Below are 19,256 nucleotides of genomic sequence, written 5' to 3'. Positions count from 1 at the left end.
CTCGCGATGGCAGCACCCAAGTCTGGCGCTACTGCACCGGATCACTCACCGGTTTGGCAATGATCGCCTTGAGTTCGCTGGTCATCGGGAACTCAAGGTTCAAACCCTTCGGCGGGATCGGCTGCTCGAACCAGCGCTTGTAGATGCCATTGATCTCGCCCGAGCTGTACAGATCCGCCAACGCGCCGTTGACCAGCGCCAGGAACTGCGGATCGTCCTTGCGCACCATGCAGCTGTAGATCTCCCGCGATTGCTCCTCCCCGACCACCACCCACTTGTGCGGGTCATTGGCCTTGGCGCGCTCGCCGTAGAGCAGCGCGTCGTCCATGTAGAACGCCACCGCCCGGCCCGATTGCAGCATCTGGAAGGCTTCGCCGTGGTCCTTGGCGCTGATCACGAACATGTCGATCTTGTGATCGACGTTGTAGCTTTTCAGGAAGCGCTCGTTGGTGGTGCCGGCGGTGGTCACCACGTTCTTGCCGCGCAGGTCGGCGAAGCTCTTGATCCCGCTGTCCTTCGCGGTCAGCAACTGGCCTTTGACGTAGATGAAGCCATAAGAGAACGCCACCTGCTTCTGCCGTTCGGCGGTCACGCCGGTGGAGCCGCACTCCAGGTCCACGGTGCCGTTCTGCACCAGTGGAATGCGGGTCTGCGAGGTCACCAGGTTGTACTTCACCTTCAAGTCCGGCAGCGCCAGTTGCTGCTGGATGCGCTCGACGATCTTGCCCGCCAGATCCACCGAGTAACCCATCGGCTTGCCGCTGTGATCACCCACGTAGGAGAACGGCACCGAAGCATCGCGATAGCCCAGGGTGATGCTGTTGGCGCTGGCGATCTTGCTCAGGGTGCCGGTCAGCGGCGCTTCATTGGCCTGAACCTGACTGCCGAGCAACAGGCCAAGCGTACAAGCGAGCAACGTGATTTTTTGCATTGTTATTCTCCGTTGTGGGTGTTGGTTTATCAGACGCGTGCAGCGATGACGGTGATTTCCACCAGCACCTGCGGACGGGCCAGTTCGGCCTGCACGGTGGTGCGGCTCGGTGCCTGCCCCGGCGATAGCCAGGCCGACCAGACCTCGTTCATCGCGGCGAAATCCTCGGTGATGTTCTTCAGGTAAATGGTCACGCAGAGCAGATGATCCTTGTCGCTGCCCGCCTCGGCCAGCAAGGTATCGATTTTCGCCAGCACTTCGCGGGTCTGGCCGCTGGCATCCAGGGCATCGCCCGGCACCTGCCCGGAGAGAAACACCAGGTCACCAAAGGTCACGGCGCCAGACAGGCGCGGGTTGCTGTGCAGTCGGGTAATGGTCATTGCGGTCTCCTCTTCAGAAATCGGTGTTCAGGCGGCCCGGTGGTTGAAACCGCGCAGGTCGATGGAAGGCCGGTGCTCGCCGATCAGCTCGCTGAGCAAGCGCCCGCTGCCGCATGCCAGGGTGAAACCCAGCGCGCCGTGGCCGAGGTTGAGCCACAGGTTGCGATACGCCGTCGCGCCCAGTAACGGCACGCCGCTGGGGGTGGCCGGGCGCATGCCGGCCCACTCGACAGCTTCGTCATAGGCGCCGGCATTTGGAAAGGTGTCATGGGCATGACGCTTGATCAGCGCCAGGCGCTTGGGGTCCAGCGCAGGGTCGAAGCCGACGATGTCGACCATCGCCGCCACTCGCAATTGCTTGCCGATGCGGGCATAGACGATCTTGCGGTCGTAGTCGGTGATGCTCACATCTGGCGCCCGGTGACCGGCGACGATTGGCACGGTCAGGCTGTAGCCCTTGAGCGGATAAAGCGGCAGTTGCAGCCCGGGAAGCGCCAACAGCGGACTGCGGTGACCGGCGGCGATCACCAGTTGTTCGACCGGTAGCACGTGTTCGCCCAGTTCGATGGCATTGACGCTGCCGTTGCTGTGGCGAATGCCGGTCACCGCTTGCCCGAGACGAAACTCGCAACGGCCGGACGCTTGCAGCCGGGCGGCCAGTTGCTGGCAGAAACCGTGGCAATCGCCGACCTCTTCGTCCGGGGTGTAGATCGCCCCGACAAAGGGCGCATCGATCAGCGCCGGTTCCAGTTGCGCGCATTCGGCCGGCGACAACACCTGCTGTTGCTGCGGGTCGGCCAGGCCCTGGCGCGCATGCTCGAAGCTGCTGTTCCGGCGAAAAGTCACCAGTTTGCCATTGCGCCGCCACTGGAATCCCGCCAGTCCATCGTCCTCGCGCCAGGACTTCAAAGTGTCCTGGCTGAACAGCGCCAAGCGCAGCAAATGCGCGGCGTTTTCACGGTTGACCGAACGGCGGCAGGCGCCGAGGAACGACGCCATCCAGCGCCACTGGGCCGGGTCGAAGCGCGGGCGCAGCTTCAACGGTGAGTCGCCGCGCAGCATCCAGCCGATGGCTTGCAAAGGCACTCCGGCGTCGGCCAGGGGCGCGACATAGCGATAGGACAACTGGCCGCCGTTGGCGAAGCTGGTTTCGCTGCCCAGCGAGTCCCGTGCCTCGACCACCGTCACCTCGAAGCCGTCGCGCACCAGCGCATAGGCCGTTGCCAGGCCAATCACGCCGCCACCGATGATGCACACACGCTGAGCCATGTCCGTCCTTAAAACCGTTGTGAAGACGAGGCCAAGGTTAGAGCCAGGTGACAGACGTTGAACAATGCATAAAGATGGCAAACCCATAAACAAAGGTTATGGACTTGCCATGCGCCTTCGCCATATCGAGATTTTCCAGGCCATCCGCCAGACCGGATCGATCAGCGCTGCCGCGCAATTGCTGCACGTCTCGCAGCCGGCGGTGAGCAAGGTGTTGCAGCACGCCGAGCAGCAATTGGGTTTTCCGCTGTTCCTGCGGGTACGCGGCAAATTGCAGGCGACGCCGGAAGCGCTGGAGCTGGAGCGCGAAGTGGACAAGGTCAGCGAAAGCCTGCAGGGCGTGCGACGCCTGGCGCAGAGCCTGCGCCGCGAGCCTGGCCACAGCCTGCGCATCGGTGCCACCCCGGCGCTGGCCCTGTCATTGCTGCCGCCGGCCATTCACGAATGGACCGGGCGTTACCCGGACATCGTTTGCGAACTCTCCAGCGCCCACAGTCGCGAACTGGTGCAGAACCTGTTGATGCGCGAAGTGGATGTCGCCCTGACCCTGCAACGCCCCGATCACCCGGGGCTCAAGGCCCAGGCGCTGGCGTCCGGCGTGCTGGTGGCGCTGGCGCCGAGTGGTTACTGGCCTCAGGAAGAGGTGGGTAAACCGTTGCCGCTGATGGCGCTGGCGGATGCGCCGCTGATCGGTTTATCCAGCGCCGATCCACTGGCCGCGCGGCTCGACAGTTACCTGGAAGCGGTCGAACCGCCGCCCCGGGTACGCATCGCCGTGCAAACCTACTCACTGGCACGGGCGATGGTGGAATCTGGCGCGGGCCTGGCGGTGATCGATCCGTTCACCGCCCTTGGCGCCTCTCCCGCCACCACAACGATCCGCCCTCTGGCACCGCCGCTACCCATCACCCTGTACGCAGTGACCCGCGCCGACGAACCACCGCCCCACACCTTGAACGACCTGTTGCAGGTATTCAGCCGTCGAGCCCGGGAGCAGCTGGATCGCCTGGTCCCGGTACAGCCTTAAAGGACATAAAAGAAAATCGCCACAAAGTGCAGCAAACTCCCGGCGATCACGAACAGATGCCAGATCCCGTGGGCATGGCGCAGTCGATGATCGAGGGCAAAAAAGATAATCCCGACGGTGTACAGCACCCCGCCCGATGCCAGCCACGCAAACCCGACGCCACCCAGCGCCGCGAGCAGTGGCTTGACCGCCACCAGCACGATCCAGCCCATCACCGCATAAATCACGATCGACAGAATCCGCGCTTCCGAACGCGGCTTGATCTCTTGCAGGATGCCGATCAGCGCCAGCCCCCAGACAATCCCGAACAACGTCCAGCCCCACGGCCCGCGCAGGGTCACCAGGCAAAACGGCGTGTAGCTGCCGGCGATCAACAGATAGATCGAAAAGTGATCGACCTTCTGCATGATCGCTTTCTTGCGCCCGCGCACGCTGTGGTACACGGTCGATGCGCTGTAGAGCACCAGCAAGGTAAAGGCGTAGATCGCCATGCTGACAATCTTCCACGGGCTGCCGTCGAGACTGGCCAGCACAATCAGCCACACCCCGCCGATAAACGCCGCCACAGCCCCGACCAGATGCGTCCAGGCGTTCAGTTTTTCCCCGTGATACATGCGTTGCTTACCTCGCATTTCATTGCCGCAGAGCGCAAGGCTCAGGCTTGGAGCGTAAAAGCGCAATGTTTCTGTACGACGGGCCCGGTGTAATTGGGCACAATCGAGTCATTCCAAAAAGAGTCCGCCCCATGCTGATCGATGAAGAGTTGACCCTGAAAAAACTCGAGGTGTTCCTGGCCTTCATGCGCACCGGCAACCTGGCGCGGGCCGCTGCCGAGTTGCAGACCAGCAACGTCAGCGTGCATCGGGCAATCCATTCCCTGGAAAGCGCCCTGCGCTGCCCCTTGTTCAAGCACGAAGGCCGCAGCCTGACGCCGCTGGAAAGCGCTTATGTGCTGGAGGAGCGGGCGCAGAAGCTGATTCAGGACGTGGTCGAAAGTGTGCGCCTGACCCGCGAAGCCGCCGGGTTCTCGGCCGAACGTTTCAAACTGGGCTCGCTGTATTCACTGACGGTGAAGACCGTGCCGCAACTGATCATGGGTTTGAAGATCCGCCGCAGCGAGCTCAACATCGACCTGATTCTGGGCTCCAATATCGATCTGCTCTACAAGCTCAAGAACATGGAAGTCGATGCGGCCCTGGTGTCGCTGGACGAGAGCGTCAACGATCCGGATTGCGAGCAGATCCCGCTGTTTTCCGACGACATCTTCCTCGCCACACCCGCCGACTCGAAGTTTGCCCAGCGCACCGAAGTCGACCTGGCCGAGGTTCGCGACGAAACCTTCATCACCCTGACCCAGGGCTTCGCTACTCATCAGGACGGCAAGCGGGTATTCGAGCAGGCAGGGTTCGAACCGAAGGTAGCGATGCAGGTCAACGACATCTTCACCCTGCTGAGCATGGTCAGCTCGGGCGTGGGTTATGCGTTGCTGCCGGGGCGGATTGCGGCGGTGTACGAGAACCGGGTGAAGCTGATCCCGTTACAGGAAAAGTACCGGCTGCAGCAGCACATTGGCGTGGTGTTCCTGAAAGCCAAGGAGCGTGATCCGAATCTGCTGGCGTTGCTGGCGGAGTGTCGGATGTATGCCAATCGGCAGGCTTGAAATCGAGTCGCGCCCTTCGCGAGCAAGCCCGCTCCCACATTCGACCGCATTCCAAATGTGGGAGCGGGCTTGCTCGCGAAAGCGTCAGACCCGACAACTCAGCCCCTGAACCTAGCCGACAATCCCGCGAACAATGAAGAACAACAGCGAAGGCCCGAGCAAGCAGCCAAGCCCGGTGTGGAAGGTCGCAGTCAACGCGCCATAAGGCACCAGGCGCCGATCCGTTGCCGCCAAACCGGCGGTCACGCCACTGACCGTCCCGGCCAGCCCACCGAACACCATCGCCGAGCGCGGGTTATCCAGGCCCATCCAGCGCGCCGCCATCGGCGTGCCGACCATCACCAGAATCGCCTTGATCAGGCCGGTGGCAATCGACAGCGCCACCACATCGGAACTGGCGCCAATAGCCGCGCCGGTCACTGGCCCGACGATGTAAGTCACCGCACCGGCGCCAATGGTGGTCATGCTCACCGCATCGCGGTAGCCGAATGCCCAAGCCATACACGCGCCGACAATAAACGGCAGCACCGTGCCCAACAACAGCGCGATCACACCGATCAAGCCGGCCTTTTTCGCTTCCGTGGCCTGCACCTCAAATGCCGTGGCGACGATGGCGAAGTCCCGCAGCATGGCGCCGCCCATCAGCCCAATGCCGGAAAACAGCGTCAAATCCGCTAGGCCTTTTTGCCCGCCGGTCATCGTGCCGCCGACCCAGGCCAGTACCAGGCCGATGACGATGGCAATCGCCGAGCCGTGGATACGCCCGAAGGTCAGGCGTTTGGAGATCACCACTGACACCCACATGATCACGCCGACGAAGGCGAATGCGGTGACCAGACCGTTGTGCTCCAGACCGTTCTTGATGAGATCCCACATATCAGCGACCTCCTGCCGGTGCGCCAACCGGCGTTACATCCACCGGTTCATCGGGCAAGGGTTCGCCTTTGTGGGTCCGGCTGATCAGGGCAATGGTGCAGCCGCAGATCACCACCGAACCGATCGCCGCCAACACCGCCACCGGGCCACCGTGCAGCGCCGTGACTACGTTTTGTTGCGCGGCCATCGCCACCACCACCGGAATGTACATCGCGCCCCAGAAGCCGACGCCCAGCTCGCAATCCTTGGTCATGCCGCCACGCTTGTGCATCCACAACCGTGCGCAGATCAGCAGGATCATCGCGATCCCGACGCCGCCGACGTTTGACTTCACTCCCAGCAACACACCGAGCATGTCACCCATGATCACCCCTGCCAGCGTACAGATCGCCAACAGCGCCACACCGTAAATAATCATTGTTGTAGTCCTCAAAGTGCATTTCGAATGTTGTTTTTGTTGTTCGAAGCCTAAAGTCGGATGATCTAAGAGTGACGGCTTCCCTCCTCACGCATCAGCGCCTGCAAGGTATCGAGCCGGGCACCGTCGAAGGCAATCACGGTGCCCTGCTCGAACACCCGGCGCGCCAGCCCGGTCAGCACCGCACCGGGCGGCAGTTCGATCTGTAGACGCACGCCGCGCTCGTAGGCGCTTTGTACCGTGCCGCGCCAATCGACGATGCGGCACATGTTGAAGGCCAGGTCGTCACGCAAGGCTTCAGGCTTGATCAGCGGACGCGCGCGACTGCCGCTCAGGTAACCGATCTTCGGGGTTTGCAGCGGCACCTTGGCGAAGGCTTCGGCCAACCGTTGTGCAGGCACCTCAAGCAATGGGCAGTGGGACGGCACGCTCACTGCCAGACGCTTGGCCAAGCCAGCCCCGCAACCTTTCGCCAACTCGGCCACCGCTTTCATCGCCGCGTCGCTACCGGCAATCACCACCTGGTTATCGGCGTTGATATTGGCCAGATAAGCCGGCATTTGCGCGCTGTGCACCCGGGCCAGTAATCCTTCCACCGTGGCCAGGTCCAGACCGATGATCGCAGTCATGCCGTAGCCTTGTGGATAAGCCTGCTGCATCAATTCACCGCGCAGGCTGACCAGATGCAACGCATCGCTGAAATCCAAGGCGCCAGCCACCACTGCTGCCGGGTAAGCACCGATCGACAAGCCGGCCACGTAGTCTGGGGTCATGCCCAGCTGGCGTGAAGCGGCGACACCGGCGATCAGCAGGCAAAGCTGAACCGCCCTCGTCGACTGCAACGCCTCCGCAGAATCCAGCTGCGTCACATCTTCACCGAGCAGGTCGCTCGCCTCGTTCAATGTTTCCCGAGGTAAACGCGCCAGCATCCCGGGTTGTTGCGCGCCCTGGCCGGGGAACACCAGCAAGCGGCTCACGCGGCTTGCTCCTGCAAATTCCACGGGTCGGTAACCAGAGTGGCTTGAATGGCATTTTTCAGCAGGACCCGCGACGAAGTACCGGCCCATTCGCGCAAGGCAACAGCGCCCGACGGTGTCTGCAATTGCAGGTCCACGCGGCACACGGCGGCATCAAGAACGGCCACCAACGCCTGGGCGTCGGCACGACTCAACGGACGTGGCGTACGCAGGATCAGATCGAGGTCGCTGCCCTCGTGCAAAGCGGCAAACCCACAGGCCAACTCGAACCCGGCGCTGCCGCTGACACCCCAGACCCAACCACTGTCATCGAGGTGCGAGCGCAGTTGCGCCAAGGCGCGCAGCGCCGGGAAATCGCGCAGGCCTTGAACATGGCACAGCTCTTCCGGCCGCACCCGCCGCGTGATGGCGGTGACTTCCATCACCGCCGCATATCGCTGTTCGCGCAGCAGCCCGCGCACGCCCACCGCCACCTGCCCCGCCGCGCTCAAGGCGCGACGGACCACCACCGGCTGGCCGGCACTGATCGACGCGATCACCCAGGCAGGCGCATCCGCAGGCAACTGCTGCGGGGTCATGCCCCACAGCAGGTCGTGTGCCAATAGCGTGCTCACCACTGCGCTCTCAGCAATTGGCGAACCTTGCTCGACGCCGCCCGATTGGCCGCCCCCAGGCGACCGCTCAGATCACGGCCAGCGGCGGCCACATCGCCAATCGCCTGATGCAGGCACTCGGTCACCCGCGCCAGATCCGCCGCAGTCGGCTGCTCGATCTGCTCCACCGACAAGGTTTCCCACAGCAGCCCGAGGCTGGCATAGCTGTCGATGTCATAGGCCATCGGTGGCACGCTGGCAGCCAGGGCTTCGAGCTCTTCGACGCTGCGCAAGGTCACCCGCGCCGCCGACACCTTGCCCATGGCGTGCACCATCACCCCCGGATCGCGCAGGGCGATCAAGCGGTTGGCCTGATAGCCGTGGGCCAGAAACGCCCCGGACATTGCCTTGCCCACCAGCAAGCCGATCACCGCATGACCGGCCAGACGGGCACGGGCATAACTGTCCGCCGCAGCGGCCAGCGCCAGATGAATGCCGAGGGCTTCTTCGCGTCGACCGTAAGCCTGGCTCGGCACGTCGACGATGGCGATCAGGGCGCGTTTGCGCGCCTTGTTCTGATCGGCGGCGATGACTTCATCCACGGCCTTGGCCAGGCCCCAGCCTTCGAGCAAACCCACCTCGCCGTTGCGGGCACGGACGAAGCGGTTTTCCGGGTCGGCCACCACCGCGATGAAGCGCACAGGCTGATCGCCCAGCGAACCGTCCGCGACCTTCAGCGAAGCCGGCAAACCTTCGACCGCTTTCGCCCCGGCACTCAAGGCGTTGAACCAGTTCAAGCCTCGCAGGGAATACGAACTCATGGGCGTTCTCCTTGGTACAGATCGCGAACCACAGACGGCTCGATTTGCGGTTCGGCGTCCAGACGCGCCAACCGTTGCAGGAACAGCTCGGCCTGTTGGCTACGTGGTTGCGCCGGCAAACCTAGCTTGAGCAATTCACCCACCTGTTGGCGGATCTGCGCCACATCGTCATCGACATAACGGTCCACCAGACCACTGGCGAAGCGCTGCTCGCCACCGGTCAGGCTCCAGATGAAGGGCCGGTCGCGGGAGTCGTATTCCTCGAGTCCGGCTTCCTGCTCGATCACCTGCGGGCCGTTCAGGCCTAGTCGCGCCTCCTGGGTCACCAACAGATAGCTGCACAACCCCGCGGCAATCGACATGCCGCCAAAGCAACCGACGCTGCCCGCCACCACCCCGACCACGGGTTGGTACTGCTGCAAATCGACAATCGCCGCGTGGATGTCGGCAATTGCCGCCAGGCCGAGGTTGGCTTCCTGCAAGCGTACGCCGCCGGTTTCCAGCAGCAGCACGGCGCGGGTCGGGATGCCGTTGCGATTGTCCTCAGCGGCCAGTTCCAGTGCACCGGCAATTTTTGCTCCGCCGACCTCACCGAGGCTGCCGCCCTGGAACGCACCTTCGATGGCCGCGATCACCACTGGCAAACCATCGAGATTGCCCTTGGCGATCACCACGCCGTCGTCGGCTTGTGGCACCACGCCCTGGCGCGACAGCCACGGCGACATGATCCGTTGAAAGGGGTCGAGCAGTTCGCGGAAGGTGCCGGCGTCGAGCAGGGCCTTGGCCCGTTGCCGCGCACCGAGTTCGACGAAGCTGTGCTTGTTGAGCAGGGATGCGCTGTCAGTCATGGCCGATCTCCTCGAAGCCTTGCTCCAGACGCAGGCGCACCACGCCGGGTGTCGCGCCGAAATCGTGGATATCAATGGCCATCGCCGGCGGCGTCTGGCCGTCGAACATCCGTGCGAACAGATGCTGCCAGCGTTGTTCGCTGCCATTGACCGAGGTCTGCACGTTGATCGTCAGCTTGCCGGCCTGACCCGGTTCGATCAGCACTTCCAGATCGCCAGAGCCGACACAACCCACCAGGGTGCGACCGCGTGGCGGCTGCCCGGCGGGGAATTCAAAGGATAAGGTTTCCATCAAAAAGCTCCCTGGATGAGGCCGTCGCCAGACGCGATACGGTCGATGAACAGGCAGGCTGCGAGCAGGTCGGCAGCGCCGCCGGGCGAGGCATTCAATGCGATGAGTTGTTGGTCCAGCTCATGCAGGCGGCGACGTCCGCCGAGGCTGGCACTGCCACCCGCATCGAGCACCGCCCGGGCGCCCAGTTGCATGGTGTTCAGGCCTTCTTCACCGGCGCGGTAAAGCACACAGGTGTCGGCCAGATTCGTCATGATCGCCAGCAGCGCATCGAGCCGGGCGTTCTGTTCGCCATGACCGTCGGCGCGGCTGCGCAGCAGTTGTGGCAGTGCACGTTGGGTCACCGCCGGAAAACCCAGTTGCGCTTCTTCACGAGCGCCGCGAGCGCCGTAGCGTTGGGCGACTTGCGCACCGTGACTGAGCGGACGTGGCGCAAAACGGTCGTCGAGCAGGGCCAACCGCGCAGCACGTAACGCCACGCTATTGGCGCTGCAGGATTGAGGCTCCAGTGCAGCGGCAGTGATCAACAAGCCCAAGGCCCAGATCGCCCCGCGATGGGTGTTCACCCCGCCGGTGGTGTCGAGCATGGCTTGCTCACCTTCGCGACCGATGCAGCCCACGGCTTCGCGCAGGGGCAAGCCGATCTCGCCGAACTCGATGGCGGCTTCCGCCATTTCCTTAAAGGCCGGCCACAAGGACAGCGCTGAAGCGTGCATCAGCCCCAGGTGCAAATCGGTGTGGGCGCCATTGCCGCGACGATCGACCAGTGCCGGTTTCGGCGACAGATCAGCCTCGTCGATCAGCGCGTCCACCGCCAGGTCCGCCAGCCGTTCGGCCAGGCTCAGGTTTTTGGGTTGCAGGTTAAGTGCGTGCATTACCAGCTCCTGAACTTGGCGGGCGGGTTGTAGAGGCCACCGGACCATTCCACCAGATCGGCCACGCTTTTCGCCGCGAGCAGTTCGCGAGTGGCATCGGTGCGGCGGATGCCGAGGTCTTCGGGCAAGGCGATCAGGCCTTCGCGGCGCATGCGCGCGGTGTCTTTGGGGTTGTGGCGCAGGCCGATGGCGGTCACCCCGGCGACGGCGGCGATCATCGCCTGGCGCTCTTCCAGCGAGCGCGCCTTGTACAGGTAGGCGATGCCTTCTTCGGTCAACAGGTGGGTCACGTCGTCGCCGTAGACCATGATCGGCGCCAATGGCATGCCGCTTTTCTTCGCCACGTCGACCGCATCGAGGGTTTCGACGAAGGTCGGTTTGCCGCCCTCCTGAAAAGTCTCGACCATCTGCACCACGAGCTTTTTGCCACGTTCGAGCATCGGCTCGGCCACATCGGTGTTGCGCATGTCGAGCCAGGCCGGAGTGCCGTGGCGACGACCGCGCGGGTCGTGGCCCATGTTCGGTGCCCCGCCGAAACCGGCCAGGCGCCCGCGCGTCACAGTGGAAGAATGACCGTCGCCATCGACTTGCAGGGTGGCGCCGATGAACAGGTCCACGGCGTATTGCCCGGCCAGTTGGCTGAACATCCGATTGGAACGCAGGGAGCCGTCGCGCCCGGTAAAGAACACATCCGGCCGCGCCGCAATGTAGTTCTCCATCCCCAACTCGGTGCCGAAGCAATGCACGCTTTCGACCCAGCCACTTTCAATCGCCGGGATCAGGGTCGGGTGCGGGTTGAGGGTCCAGTTGCGGCAGATCTTGCCTTTGAGGCCGAGGGACTCGCCGTAGGTCGGCAGGATCAGCTCGATGGCAGCGGTATTGAATCCGATGCCGTGGTTGAGCGACTGCACGTTGTGTTTTTCGTAGATCCCGCGGATCGCCATCATCGCCATCAGCACGTGCACAGGCTTGATGTGCCGAGGGTCGCGGGTGAACAGCGGTTCGATGTAGAACGGCTTGTCGGCCACCACCACGAAGTCGACCCAGGAGGCGGGAATGTCGACGCGTGGCAGGTCGCTGACGTCGTCCACCAACTGGTTGACCTGGACGATGACGATGCCGTCGCTGAAAGCCGCCGGCTCGATGAGTGCCGGGGTGTCTTCGGTGCTCGGCCCGGTGTAGATGTTGCCGGCGCGGTCGGCCATGAAACCGGCCGAAAGCACGACGTTTGGAATCAGGTCCACCACCAGCCGTGCGTAGAGTTCGATGTAGGTGTGGATCGCGCCGATTTCCAGCAGGCCGTCTTCGAGCAACTGACTGATGCGCAGGCTTTGGGTACCGGCGAAAGAGAAGTCGAGTTTGCGGGCGATGCCGCGTTCGAACAGGTCCAGGTGCTCGGAGCGTCCGACGCTGGGCATGATCATGTGCAGGTCATGCAGCTTCGCGGGGTCGGCCTTGGCCAGGGAGCGCGAAAGGAAATCCGCCTGCTTCTGGTTGTTGCCTTCGAGCACCACTCGGTCGCCGGGCAGGATCAGCGCTTCAAGCGCCGCGACGATGTTGTCGGTGGGCAACACCACACCGTCGGCAAGACCTCGCACCAGCTCGAGGCGCCGCTGCTTTTCGCTGCGCCGCCGCGTCCATCGCGAGTCGGGGGATATTGTTGTTGTCATGACCACTCCACGGGTTCGCTGTCGTGGGGTCACCTTAGGAGTGTTGGGTGGGGGTATCAATCAAGCAGAGTGGTGGATCGTTACGCTCAGGTTAATGATCGAGATCTGCGTCGTTCATGCGGGCCTCTTCGCGGGCAAGCCCGCTCCCACAGGGTTTTGTTTTCACCACAGATCAACTGTGGGAGCGGGCTTGCTCGCGAAGGGGCCGGTCAGATCACCGCTGAATCGGGATCAGTTGATTAACCCGGCATCCACCAACAACCCCTCCAGCGCCAACAGATCCGGCACCTTGGCCACCTGCTCGCCCACCTGCACCGCCGCCAGCTCCAGCGAACACAACGGCACATCCACGTAACTCAACTGGCTATCGAGCTTGCAGGAGCGCGGAATCCCCTGCACCAACAACGCGATGAATTTCAGCTCGGGGCGCCCGCCGAGGGCGTTGAGAATGACGATCCGCGCGCGTTCGCCGATGACGATTTTCTGCGCGCATGCGGACTCGAAACTCAACAGCGGAATCTGCCGGTCGCGCCACGTCACCAGGCCCAGGTACCACGGCGGTGTGTCGAGGTCGAACGTCCCCGGCTGCTGGTAATCGATCAGCTCGGCAACGGCGACGTTGGGCAGGATCAGGTTGCGGTCGACCAACGGCAGCAGCAGGCCGGTGAGGTTGCTGGTGCGGTGCTCAAGCATGGGTCTTGCTCCACAAGGCGATGCTTTCGAGCAGCACCGATTCCTGGTACGGCTTGCCAAGGTAGTCGTTGACGCCGATGGCCATGGCGCGGTCGCGATGTTTCTGCCCGGTGCGGGAGGTGATCATGATGATCGGCAGGTGTTGCAGGCGTTCGTCGTTGCGCACCTGGGTCGCGACTTCGAAGCCATCCATGCGCGGCATCTCGATGTCCAGCAGCATCAGGTCGGGCATGTGCTCTTCCAGCAGCAGCATGGCATCGACCCCGTCCTTGGCGGTCAGCACGTTCATGCCGTGGCGTTCGAGCAAGCGGCTGGTGACCTTGCGCACGGTGACCGAGTCGTCGACCACCATCACCAGCAGCGGGCGCTGCGGTTCGGCCTCGATCTCTTGCCCCGCCGGACGTTGGGGTACACGGGCCTGCATGGCGCGGATCGGCGCCAGCAAATCCAGAATCAGCACCACCCGGCCGTCCCCGAGAATCGTCGCCCCGGACACCCCTTGCACCGCCGCAAACTGCGGTCCCAGGCTCTTGACCACGATTTCGCGAGTGCCGGCCATGGCGTCCACCAGCACCGCGATGTGCCGTTCGTTGCACTGCACCAGCAACACCGGCAATGGCAGGCTCTGGCCCAACAGCTTCGGGCGCGGGCTGGTTTTCAGCAGTTCACCCAGGTAGCACAACTCGTAACGTTGGCCGGCGTATTCGTAGGTCGGCGAATCGAATCGGAAATACCCTTCGAGTTCATTGGGCAGGACGCGCACGATGCCGTCGATGGTATTGAGCGGGATCGCGTATTGGTCCTCACCGCACTGCACCATCAACGCCCGGTTGACCGATACGGTAAACGGCAGGCGAATGCGGAAATGCACACCCTGCCCGGGCACCGAGTCGATGCTCATGGTGCCGCCCAGCTGCCGCACCTCTTCGTGCACCACGTCCATGCCGACGCCGCGCCCGGAAATCTGGGTGATTTTTTCGGCGGTGGAAAACCCCGGTTGCAGGATGAACTGCAACACGTCGTGATCACTGATGACGCTGTCCGGGGCGAGCAGGCCTCGCTTGATCGCCTTGCGCCGCACCGCGTCCAGCGGCACACCGGCGCCATCGTCGCGGATGTCGAAAATGATGTCACCCCCTTCGCGCAGCAGATCGAGGGTGATCTTGCCCTTGGCCGGTTTCCCCGCCGCCAGCCGCACTTCGACGGACTCCAGGCCATGGTCGACGGCGTTGCGCAGCATGTGTTCCAGCGGCGCGGCCATGCGTTCGAGAACGTTGCGATCCATCTCGCCTTCGGCGTTATCGACGATGAAATCCACGTCCTTGCCCAGTTCGCTGGACACCTGCCGGACGATGCGCTGCAAACGCGGAAGCATGCGTTCGAACGGCACCATGCGCGTGCGCATCAGGCCTTCCTGCAGTTCGGTATTGATGCGGCCCTGCTGTTGCAGCAGGTTTTCCGTGTCCTGATTGCGTCGTTCGAGGGTTTCCTTGAGGTCGAGCAAGTCAGAGGCCGATTCGAACAGTGCCCGGGACAGTTGCTGCAACTGTGAGTGGCGGTCCATTTCCAGCGGGTCGAATTCCTCGTAGCCCAGGCGTTCGGCGTCGACTTGCTGGCGACTGAGGATTCGCCCCTGGGTCTCGGTATCGAGGCGGCGCAACTGGTCGCGCATCCGCTCGATGGTGGTCTCCATCTCATTCAGGGCGATATGCGCATCGTTGACCTGCTGTTCGATCCGGCCACGGAAGATCGAGGTTTCACCAGCCAGGTTGACCAGATCGTCGAGCAGCTCCGCCGAGACCTTGACCATGTCTGCGCCGGTATCGGACGGCGGCACCAGCGGCTCGGGCTTAGCCGTGGCCGGCGGCGCAACCGGCACGGGTGCTTCCGGCACGGCCGGGTGGCTGAAGTTCTTGATCGCATCGATCAAGCGGTCGGCAGGAGGCATCGGCTCACCGGCGCGGGCCGCATCGAGCATCTGTGCCAGGCGGTCATGGCTGCGCTGCAACAGCGCGAACAACGGCTCCGTCGGTTGCAGCACGCCGGTGGACAGGCCTTCGTAGAGGAACTCCAGTTCATGGGCCAGATCGCCGATCGCGGCGATTTCCACCATGCGCGCGCCACCCTTGAGGGTGTGCAGGTCGCGCAGCAGGGTTTCCACTTCCTGACGACTCGAAGGCTGGGCCTGCCAGCGTTCCAGCGCCGCCCCGGAGCTTTCGATGATGTCGAAACCTTCCTCGAGGAAGATCTCCAGCAATTCCGGATCGTGCGCAACCGAGTCGTTGCCGGTCGCCTGCCGGGCCGCCTCGGCGATACCCGCATGCCCTTGACGGTAGGCACGGATGGCTTCGATCAGCTCACGGGAATCGCCCAGTGGCCGGTTGAGCTGCAACTGTTCGAGGTACAACGCCAGTCGCTCATGGCTCTGTTGCAGCAGCACCGCCAGTGAATCGCTGAAGGCATAACGACGGTCCACCAGGCCCTGGTAAAGGCTTTCCAGTTCATGGGCCAGATCGCCGACCGGCCCGACCTCGGCCATGCGCGCGCCGCCTTCGAGAGTGTATATATCCCGTTGCAGGGACGACAGCGGCGCGCCGTTGTCCGAGTCGCGCAACCAGCGCTGCAAGGCCTGACCGGCGCTTTCGAGGATATCCACCGCTTCTTCAAGGAAGATCGCAACGATTTCATCGTCCAGCCCTGGCGCCGTCGTACTCTGCTCAAGCTCGGCGGTGGCCGTACCCAATTCGCGGATGCTCAGGCTGCGGCTGCCATCGCTGCGGATCAGGCCCATGGCCGACGGGTCGAGGCTCTCGTCGAGCAATTCGCGCAAGGCCCTGATCCGTTGCGGCTGCGGGCCGACTTCCTGGCCGGCGGCCAGTTCGTCGAGCATGTTGATCAGCGCTTCATGGGCACCCTGTGCCTCATGGAAAAACCGCTCGCTGACCGCGAGGCTGCTTTCTTCCACGGCACCGTACAGGTCGAGCAACGCTTCGCACAGTTCATCCACCGGGTGCAGGTCGGCCAGATGGGCGCCTTCGCCGAGGGTGGTCAATTCGTCCAGCAGCGCGCTGAGCTCCTGACGTTCGCCGGGGTGTTGCTGCCAACGCTGCAGCAGGCTTTCGGCGTCCAGCAGGATGTCCATACCCTGGGCGAGGAAGTTGTTGATCAGTTGCGGATCGCGCTTGATCCGCAGCCCGGAGTTCGGTGTGCTCAGGAGGTTTTCCAGGCGCTCGGCCAGCAGCGCCCTGGCGCGCTCGGTCAAACCCCGGGCACCGGGAATTTCCGCCAGCGGATCGCGTTTGAGCTGGCGTAAGCCGAGGAGGAACAGCCCTTCTGCCTCCAGCAGCAGTTCAACTTCGTCCAGATCCAGCGCGATCAGGTGCGCCTTGTATTCCCGGGCCAGTTGATCCAGCGGTGCGGCCAGTTCGGCAATCGGCAACACACCGGCCATATAGGCGCTGCCCTTGAGGGTGTGCAAGGCGCGCTGCAATTCGTCGCTGGCCTGCAACGGCACATGTTCGGCGGCCTGATCAAGGAAGCGATTGAGGCTGCCCAAGTGGGTTTCGGCCTCTTTGCGGAAGATCTCCAGCAACAGCGGATCGAGGGCCGCGACATCTTGCGTATCCTCATCGGACACCGGTTCATCGCCTTTGGCCAGGGCGTGGGCACGGGCGGCCAACTGATCGACATCGTTGCGCTGACGCTGGGCATTGGCGGCATATTCAGCCACCAGCTCCGGCAGCAGGTGCAGCACATCGCCGATCAGTTGCTGCACCGTGGCGCCCGGCTCCACGCTGTCTTCCAGTACGCGATTGAGCAGGTTTTCCACGGCCCAGGCCAGCTCGCCCAGCACCAGAGCGCGCACCATCCGGCCGCTGCCCTTGAGGGTATGGAAGGCGCGGCGCAACTCACTCAGGGYCGAGCGGTTGTCAGGGTTGACCGACCAGCGCGGCAAGTACTCGCGCAGGATGTCCAGGACTTCGTCGGTTTCTTCGAGGAACACTTCGCGCAGCTCCTCGTCCACCGGCTCTTCGCCTGCGGGCGGCGGCAGCAGGCTGCCCGGGGTGTTCAGCGCGGGCGGGTTCAGAGTCGAAACCGGGCTGGCGAGCACATCGGCCAGGGTCTGGACGATCTGTGGATCATCCAGCTCCTGCATCATCTGCATGACCTGCGCTTCGGTCGGGTTGAGCACATCATCAAGCACTGGCACATGTTGCTCACTGGGAAAAAATCCGAGGCTCACCAGGCTTTTTTCCGCGGCATCGAGCAGGTTTTCACCCTGCGTTTGCGGGTCATCACTGAGGCGCTCGAGGTAGTACTCGATGCTGGTGATCACGTCGGCCAGGCTGTCCAGTTCCTGCCAGCCCGGTTGACCCGGCTCGAGCAACAGGTGCTCGCGGATAAAGTGATTGCAGGTTTCCACCAGGCTCGCCACCCGACTCAGCGGAATCATCGCCAGCGCGCCGCGCACCTGGGTCAGCAAGGCCGGCAGCGCCTGCAAATGCTGGCGGTCCCAATCGGCGTCGATGTAGTCGACGATCATGTCCTTGGCCTGCAGCAAACAGATTCGGGCCTCCTTGATCACGATCTGATGGATCTGCGTCAGGTCGGTGGTCGGCAGGCGGTTGTCGTCCTGGCTCTCCGGCTCCACGGTACCGACCATGCCGGCCAGCGTCGCTTCGACGTACAACAGGGCCCCGGCAACGTCCATGAGGATCGCATCGTTGGGTTCGCGCTGGCCCTGAGCGAGGCTGAGCACCACCGCCAATTGATCGATGATCACCTTGCGCGGCTGGCCGAAGCCCAGCACCGCCAGGGTGTCGGCGATTTGCCGCAGCGGCGCCAGCAGGCTGTCGAGGTCGGAGGTGTGCTGGCGATCGCTGCGCACGAACAGGTCCAGGCGCTCCTTGACCCGCACCAGCTCTTCGCACAGCGCAGCCAGCACCGAGCGCATGGCGTCACGGTCGGGACCGGCCAGCCGCGCGCGTTCTTCATCGACCATCGCACTGTCGGGCAGCGCGTCGTCCAGTGAGTAGCGTTCTTTCATGGTCAGCATCTGCCCGGTGGGATGTTCGGCCTTGGCAATGTAGAACAGCAAACTCTTGAGCAGCTCCGGCGGGGCCGGTTGATTGATGCCGGGCATGCCTTGTTCGAGCAGGCGCTTGAGTTCCTTGTCGGCATCTTTGAACAGGCTGCGCAAGGCCGGGCTGTTGGCGATCGCACCGCCCTGCATGCCTTCGACCAGCGCCGATGCCACCTGCCATAACGGGCTCAGGGGTGCGTTGGCGCACAGTGCTTCGAGGTGGGTGAAGACCTTGGCCAGGTAATCGAGGGTGGTGTCGTTGTCCTGTTCACGCAGGAATCCGACCAGCGCCATTTGCAGCATCTGCCGCAGCTTGCGCAGCACACTGGGCAATTCGGCCGGCTCCAGCTGCGCCAGCGTTTCTGCGTTCAGCGCCGGCAACTCGGGCAATTGCGGGCTGAACAGGCTGGTTTCCGACAGCAGGCTCTCGCCACGGGCGCTGCGCAGATCGTTGATCAGGGGCAACACCACCAGTGGCAAGTCGCGACGCGCGCCTTGCACCCGGTCGAGGTAGATCGGCAGCTGCCCGAGGGCCTGCATCAACAGGTGCAACGCCTCGTCGCGATGGCCAACACGGTTGCCCTGCAAGGCCATGGCAAGTTGTTCCATTTCTTCGGCGAGCAACGCCGCGCCGTAGAACTCGACCATCTGCAAACTGCCATGGACCTGATGGATGCATGCCAGGCAATCATCCAGCGCTTGCGTCGCCTGCGGGTCATCGAGCAGGTTTTCAATCGCGTGATGAGCCTGCTTCAGCGTTTCGGCAATCTCGCCCTTGACCCACTCGAGGGCCACATAGTCGTGCCGATCACCCATAACCACTCCAATCACCATTCAGATACC

The 19,256-nt window shown here is 63.4% G+C and carries 17 protein-coding genes; 2 read left to right on the top strand and 15 right to left on the bottom strand.

The window, feature by feature from the left end:
- Positions 1 to 28: 28 nt before the first annotated feature.
- Genes AC1DVE_RS26765 through AC1DVE_RS26755 form a run of 3 tightly spaced genes read right to left on the bottom strand, consistent with a single transcriptional unit; the run spans position 29 to position 2,580 of the window.
- A complete protein-coding gene (locus AC1DVE_RS26765) occupies positions 29 to 931 on the bottom strand; it encodes a transporter substrate-binding domain-containing protein (protein WP_007975438.1) in 903 nt (300 codons plus the stop codon).
- 29 nt (positions 932 to 960) lie between these two features.
- Positions 961 to 1,311, bottom strand: a complete 351-nt coding sequence (locus AC1DVE_RS26760; protein ID WP_223460528.1) for a RidA family protein — start codon at positions 1,309 to 1,311, stop codon at positions 961 to 963.
- Between the two features lie 27 nt (positions 1,312 to 1,338).
- Positions 1,339 to 2,580, bottom strand: a complete 1,242-nt coding sequence (locus AC1DVE_RS26755; protein ID WP_223460530.1) for a D-amino acid dehydrogenase — start codon at positions 2,578 to 2,580, stop codon at positions 1,339 to 1,341.
- Positions 2,581 to 2,689: 109 nt separating this feature from the next.
- Between AC1DVE_RS26755 and AC1DVE_RS26750 the strand changes: the two genes are divergently transcribed.
- The gene (locus AC1DVE_RS26750; protein ID WP_223460532.1) at positions 2,690 to 3,607 is read left to right on the top strand and encodes a LysR family transcriptional regulator; all 918 of its coding nucleotides are present in this window, start codon (positions 2,690 to 2,692) and stop codon (positions 3,605 to 3,607) included.
- Here AC1DVE_RS26750 and trhA read toward each other — a convergent pair.
- Positions 3,604 to 4,221, bottom strand: coding sequence for a PAQR family membrane homeostasis protein TrhA (trhA, locus tag AC1DVE_RS26745; RefSeq protein ID WP_223460612.1), 618 nt, complete (start codon positions 4,219 to 4,221; stop codon positions 3,604 to 3,606). The genes AC1DVE_RS26750 and trhA overlap by 4 nt on opposite strands.
- 131 nt (positions 4,222 to 4,352) lie before the next feature.
- On the opposite strand from trhA, the gene AC1DVE_RS26740 reads away from it, so the two are divergent.
- Positions 4,353 to 5,267, top strand: a complete 915-nt coding sequence (locus AC1DVE_RS26740; RefSeq protein ID WP_223460534.1) for a LysR family transcriptional regulator — start codon at positions 4,353 to 4,355, stop codon at positions 5,265 to 5,267.
- Positions 5,268 to 5,378: 111 nt separating this feature from the next.
- Here the strand turns inward: AC1DVE_RS26740 and madM are convergent, their stop codons facing one another.
- The 11 genes from madM to AC1DVE_RS26685 all read right to left on the bottom strand — a co-directional run bounded on the left by madM (position 5,379) and on the right by AC1DVE_RS26685 (position 19,229).
- Positions 5,379 to 6,143 carry a malonate transporter subunit MadM gene (gene madM / locus AC1DVE_RS26735; protein WP_103396750.1) on the bottom strand — a complete coding sequence of 255 codons (765 nt, stop codon included), beginning with the start codon at positions 6,141 to 6,143 and terminating at the stop codon, positions 5,379 to 5,381.
- A gap of 1 nt (position 6,144) precedes the next feature.
- Positions 6,145 to 6,561 carry a malonate transporter subunit MadL gene (gene madL / locus AC1DVE_RS26730; protein ID WP_160386103.1) on the bottom strand — a complete coding sequence of 139 codons (417 nt, stop codon included), beginning with the start codon at positions 6,559 to 6,561 and terminating at the stop codon, positions 6,145 to 6,147.
- 65 nt (positions 6,562 to 6,626) lie between these two features.
- The gene (gene mdcH, locus AC1DVE_RS26725; protein ID WP_223533052.1) at positions 6,627 to 7,538 is read right to left on the bottom strand and encodes a malonate decarboxylase subunit epsilon; all 912 of its coding nucleotides are present in this window, start codon (positions 7,536 to 7,538) and stop codon (positions 6,627 to 6,629) included.
- Positions 7,535 to 8,155 (bottom strand): malonate decarboxylase holo-ACP synthase, encoded by a 621-nt coding sequence (locus AC1DVE_RS26720; protein WP_223460538.1) that lies wholly within the window; start codon positions 8,153 to 8,155, stop codon positions 7,535 to 7,537. Before AC1DVE_RS26720 ends, mdcH begins: the two co-directional genes overlap by 4 nt.
- Entirely contained in the window at positions 8,149 to 8,952 is an 804-nt protein-coding gene (gene mdcE, locus AC1DVE_RS26715) for a biotin-independent malonate decarboxylase subunit gamma (protein ID WP_223460540.1), read from the bottom strand. The genes AC1DVE_RS26720 and mdcE overlap by 7 nt, the downstream gene beginning before the upstream one ends.
- Positions 8,949 to 9,800 (bottom strand): biotin-independent malonate decarboxylase subunit beta, encoded by an 852-nt coding sequence (locus AC1DVE_RS26710; RefSeq protein ID WP_223460542.1) that lies wholly within the window; start codon positions 9,798 to 9,800, stop codon positions 8,949 to 8,951. The genes mdcE and AC1DVE_RS26710 overlap by 4 nt, the downstream gene beginning before the upstream one ends.
- Positions 9,793 to 10,092, bottom strand: coding sequence for a malonate decarboxylase subunit delta (locus tag AC1DVE_RS26705; RefSeq protein WP_008001147.1), 300 nt, complete (start codon positions 10,090 to 10,092; stop codon positions 9,793 to 9,795). The genes AC1DVE_RS26710 and AC1DVE_RS26705 overlap by 8 nt, the downstream gene beginning before the upstream one ends.
- On the bottom strand, positions 10,092 to 10,967 hold the full coding sequence (locus tag AC1DVE_RS26700) for a triphosphoribosyl-dephospho-CoA synthase (RefSeq protein WP_223460544.1): 876 nt from the start codon (positions 10,965 to 10,967) through the stop codon (positions 10,092 to 10,094). The genes AC1DVE_RS26705 and AC1DVE_RS26700 overlap by 1 nt, the downstream gene beginning before the upstream one ends.
- A complete protein-coding gene (gene mdcA, locus AC1DVE_RS26695; protein WP_116579621.1) occupies positions 10,967 to 12,637 on the bottom strand; it encodes a malonate decarboxylase subunit alpha in 1,671 nt (556 codons plus the stop codon). Before mdcA ends, AC1DVE_RS26700 begins: the two co-directional genes overlap by 1 nt.
- 231 nt (positions 12,638 to 12,868) lie before the next feature.
- The gene (locus AC1DVE_RS26690) at positions 12,869 to 13,330 is read right to left on the bottom strand and encodes a chemotaxis protein CheW (RefSeq protein ID WP_223460546.1); all 462 of its coding nucleotides are present in this window, start codon (positions 13,328 to 13,330) and stop codon (positions 12,869 to 12,871) included.
- The gene (locus AC1DVE_RS26685; protein ID WP_477784339.1) at positions 13,323 to 19,229 is read right to left on the bottom strand and encodes an Hpt domain-containing protein; all 5,907 of its coding nucleotides are present in this window, start codon (positions 19,227 to 19,229) and stop codon (positions 13,323 to 13,325) included. Before AC1DVE_RS26685 ends, AC1DVE_RS26690 begins: the two co-directional genes overlap by 8 nt.
- Positions 19,230 to 19,256: the final 27 nt, after the last annotated feature.

This window comes from Pseudomonas sp. P4_B4 (assembly GCF_056402255.1).
The sequence above is the reverse complement of the archived record's forward strand: the minus strand, read 5'-3'. Positions and strand labels throughout refer to the sequence as shown.

What these genes read in the sequence shown, in the direction of transcription:
- AC1DVE_RS26765 (WP_007975438.1), bottom strand. Translation starts at nt 931, where the DNA reads ATGCAAAAAATCACGTTGCTCGCTTGTACGCTTGGCCTGTTGCTCGGC.
- AC1DVE_RS26760 (WP_223460528.1), bottom strand. Translation starts at nt 1,311, where the DNA reads ATGACCATTACCCGACTGCACAGCAACCCGCGCCTGTCTGGCGCCGTG.
- AC1DVE_RS26755 (WP_223460530.1), bottom strand. Translation starts at nt 2,580, where the DNA reads ATGGCTCAGCGTGTGTGCATCATCGGTGGCGGCGTGATTGGCCTGGCA.
- AC1DVE_RS26750 (WP_223460532.1), top strand. Translation starts at nt 2,690, where the DNA reads ATGCGCCTTCGCCATATCGAGATTTTCCAGGCCATCCGCCAGACCGGA.
- trhA (WP_223460612.1), bottom strand. Translation starts at nt 4,221, where the DNA reads ATGTATCACGGGGAAAAACTGAACGCCTGGACGCATCTGGTCGGGGCT.
- AC1DVE_RS26740 (WP_223460534.1), top strand. Translation starts at nt 4,353, where the DNA reads ATGCTGATCGATGAAGAGTTGACCCTGAAAAAACTCGAGGTGTTCCTG.
- madM (WP_103396750.1), bottom strand. Translation starts at nt 6,143, where the DNA reads ATGTGGGATCTCATCAAGAACGGTCTGGAGCACAACGGTCTGGTCACC.
- madL (WP_160386103.1), bottom strand. Translation starts at nt 6,561, where the DNA reads ATGATTATTTACGGTGTGGCGCTGTTGGCGATCTGTACGCTGGCAGGG.
- mdcE (WP_223460540.1), bottom strand. Translation starts at nt 8,952, where the DNA reads ATGAGTTCGTATTCCCTGCGAGGCTTGAACTGGTTCAACGCCTTGAGT.
- AC1DVE_RS26710 (WP_223460542.1), bottom strand. Translation starts at nt 9,800, where the DNA reads ATGACTGACAGCGCATCCCTGCTCAACAAGCACAGCTTCGTCGAACTC.
- AC1DVE_RS26705 (WP_008001147.1), bottom strand. Translation starts at nt 10,092, where the DNA reads ATGGAAACCTTATCCTTTGAATTCCCCGCCGGGCAGCCGCCACGCGGT.
- AC1DVE_RS26700 (WP_223460544.1), bottom strand. Translation starts at nt 10,967, where the DNA reads ATGCACGCACTTAACCTGCAACCCAAAAACCTGAGCCTGGCCGAACGG.
- mdcA (WP_116579621.1), bottom strand. Translation starts at nt 12,637, where the DNA reads ATGACAACAACAATATCCCCCGACTCGCGATGGACGCGGCGGCGCAGC.
- AC1DVE_RS26690 (WP_223460546.1), bottom strand. Translation starts at nt 13,330, where the DNA reads ATGCTTGAGCACCGCACCAGCAACCTCACCGGCCTGCTGCTGCCGTTG.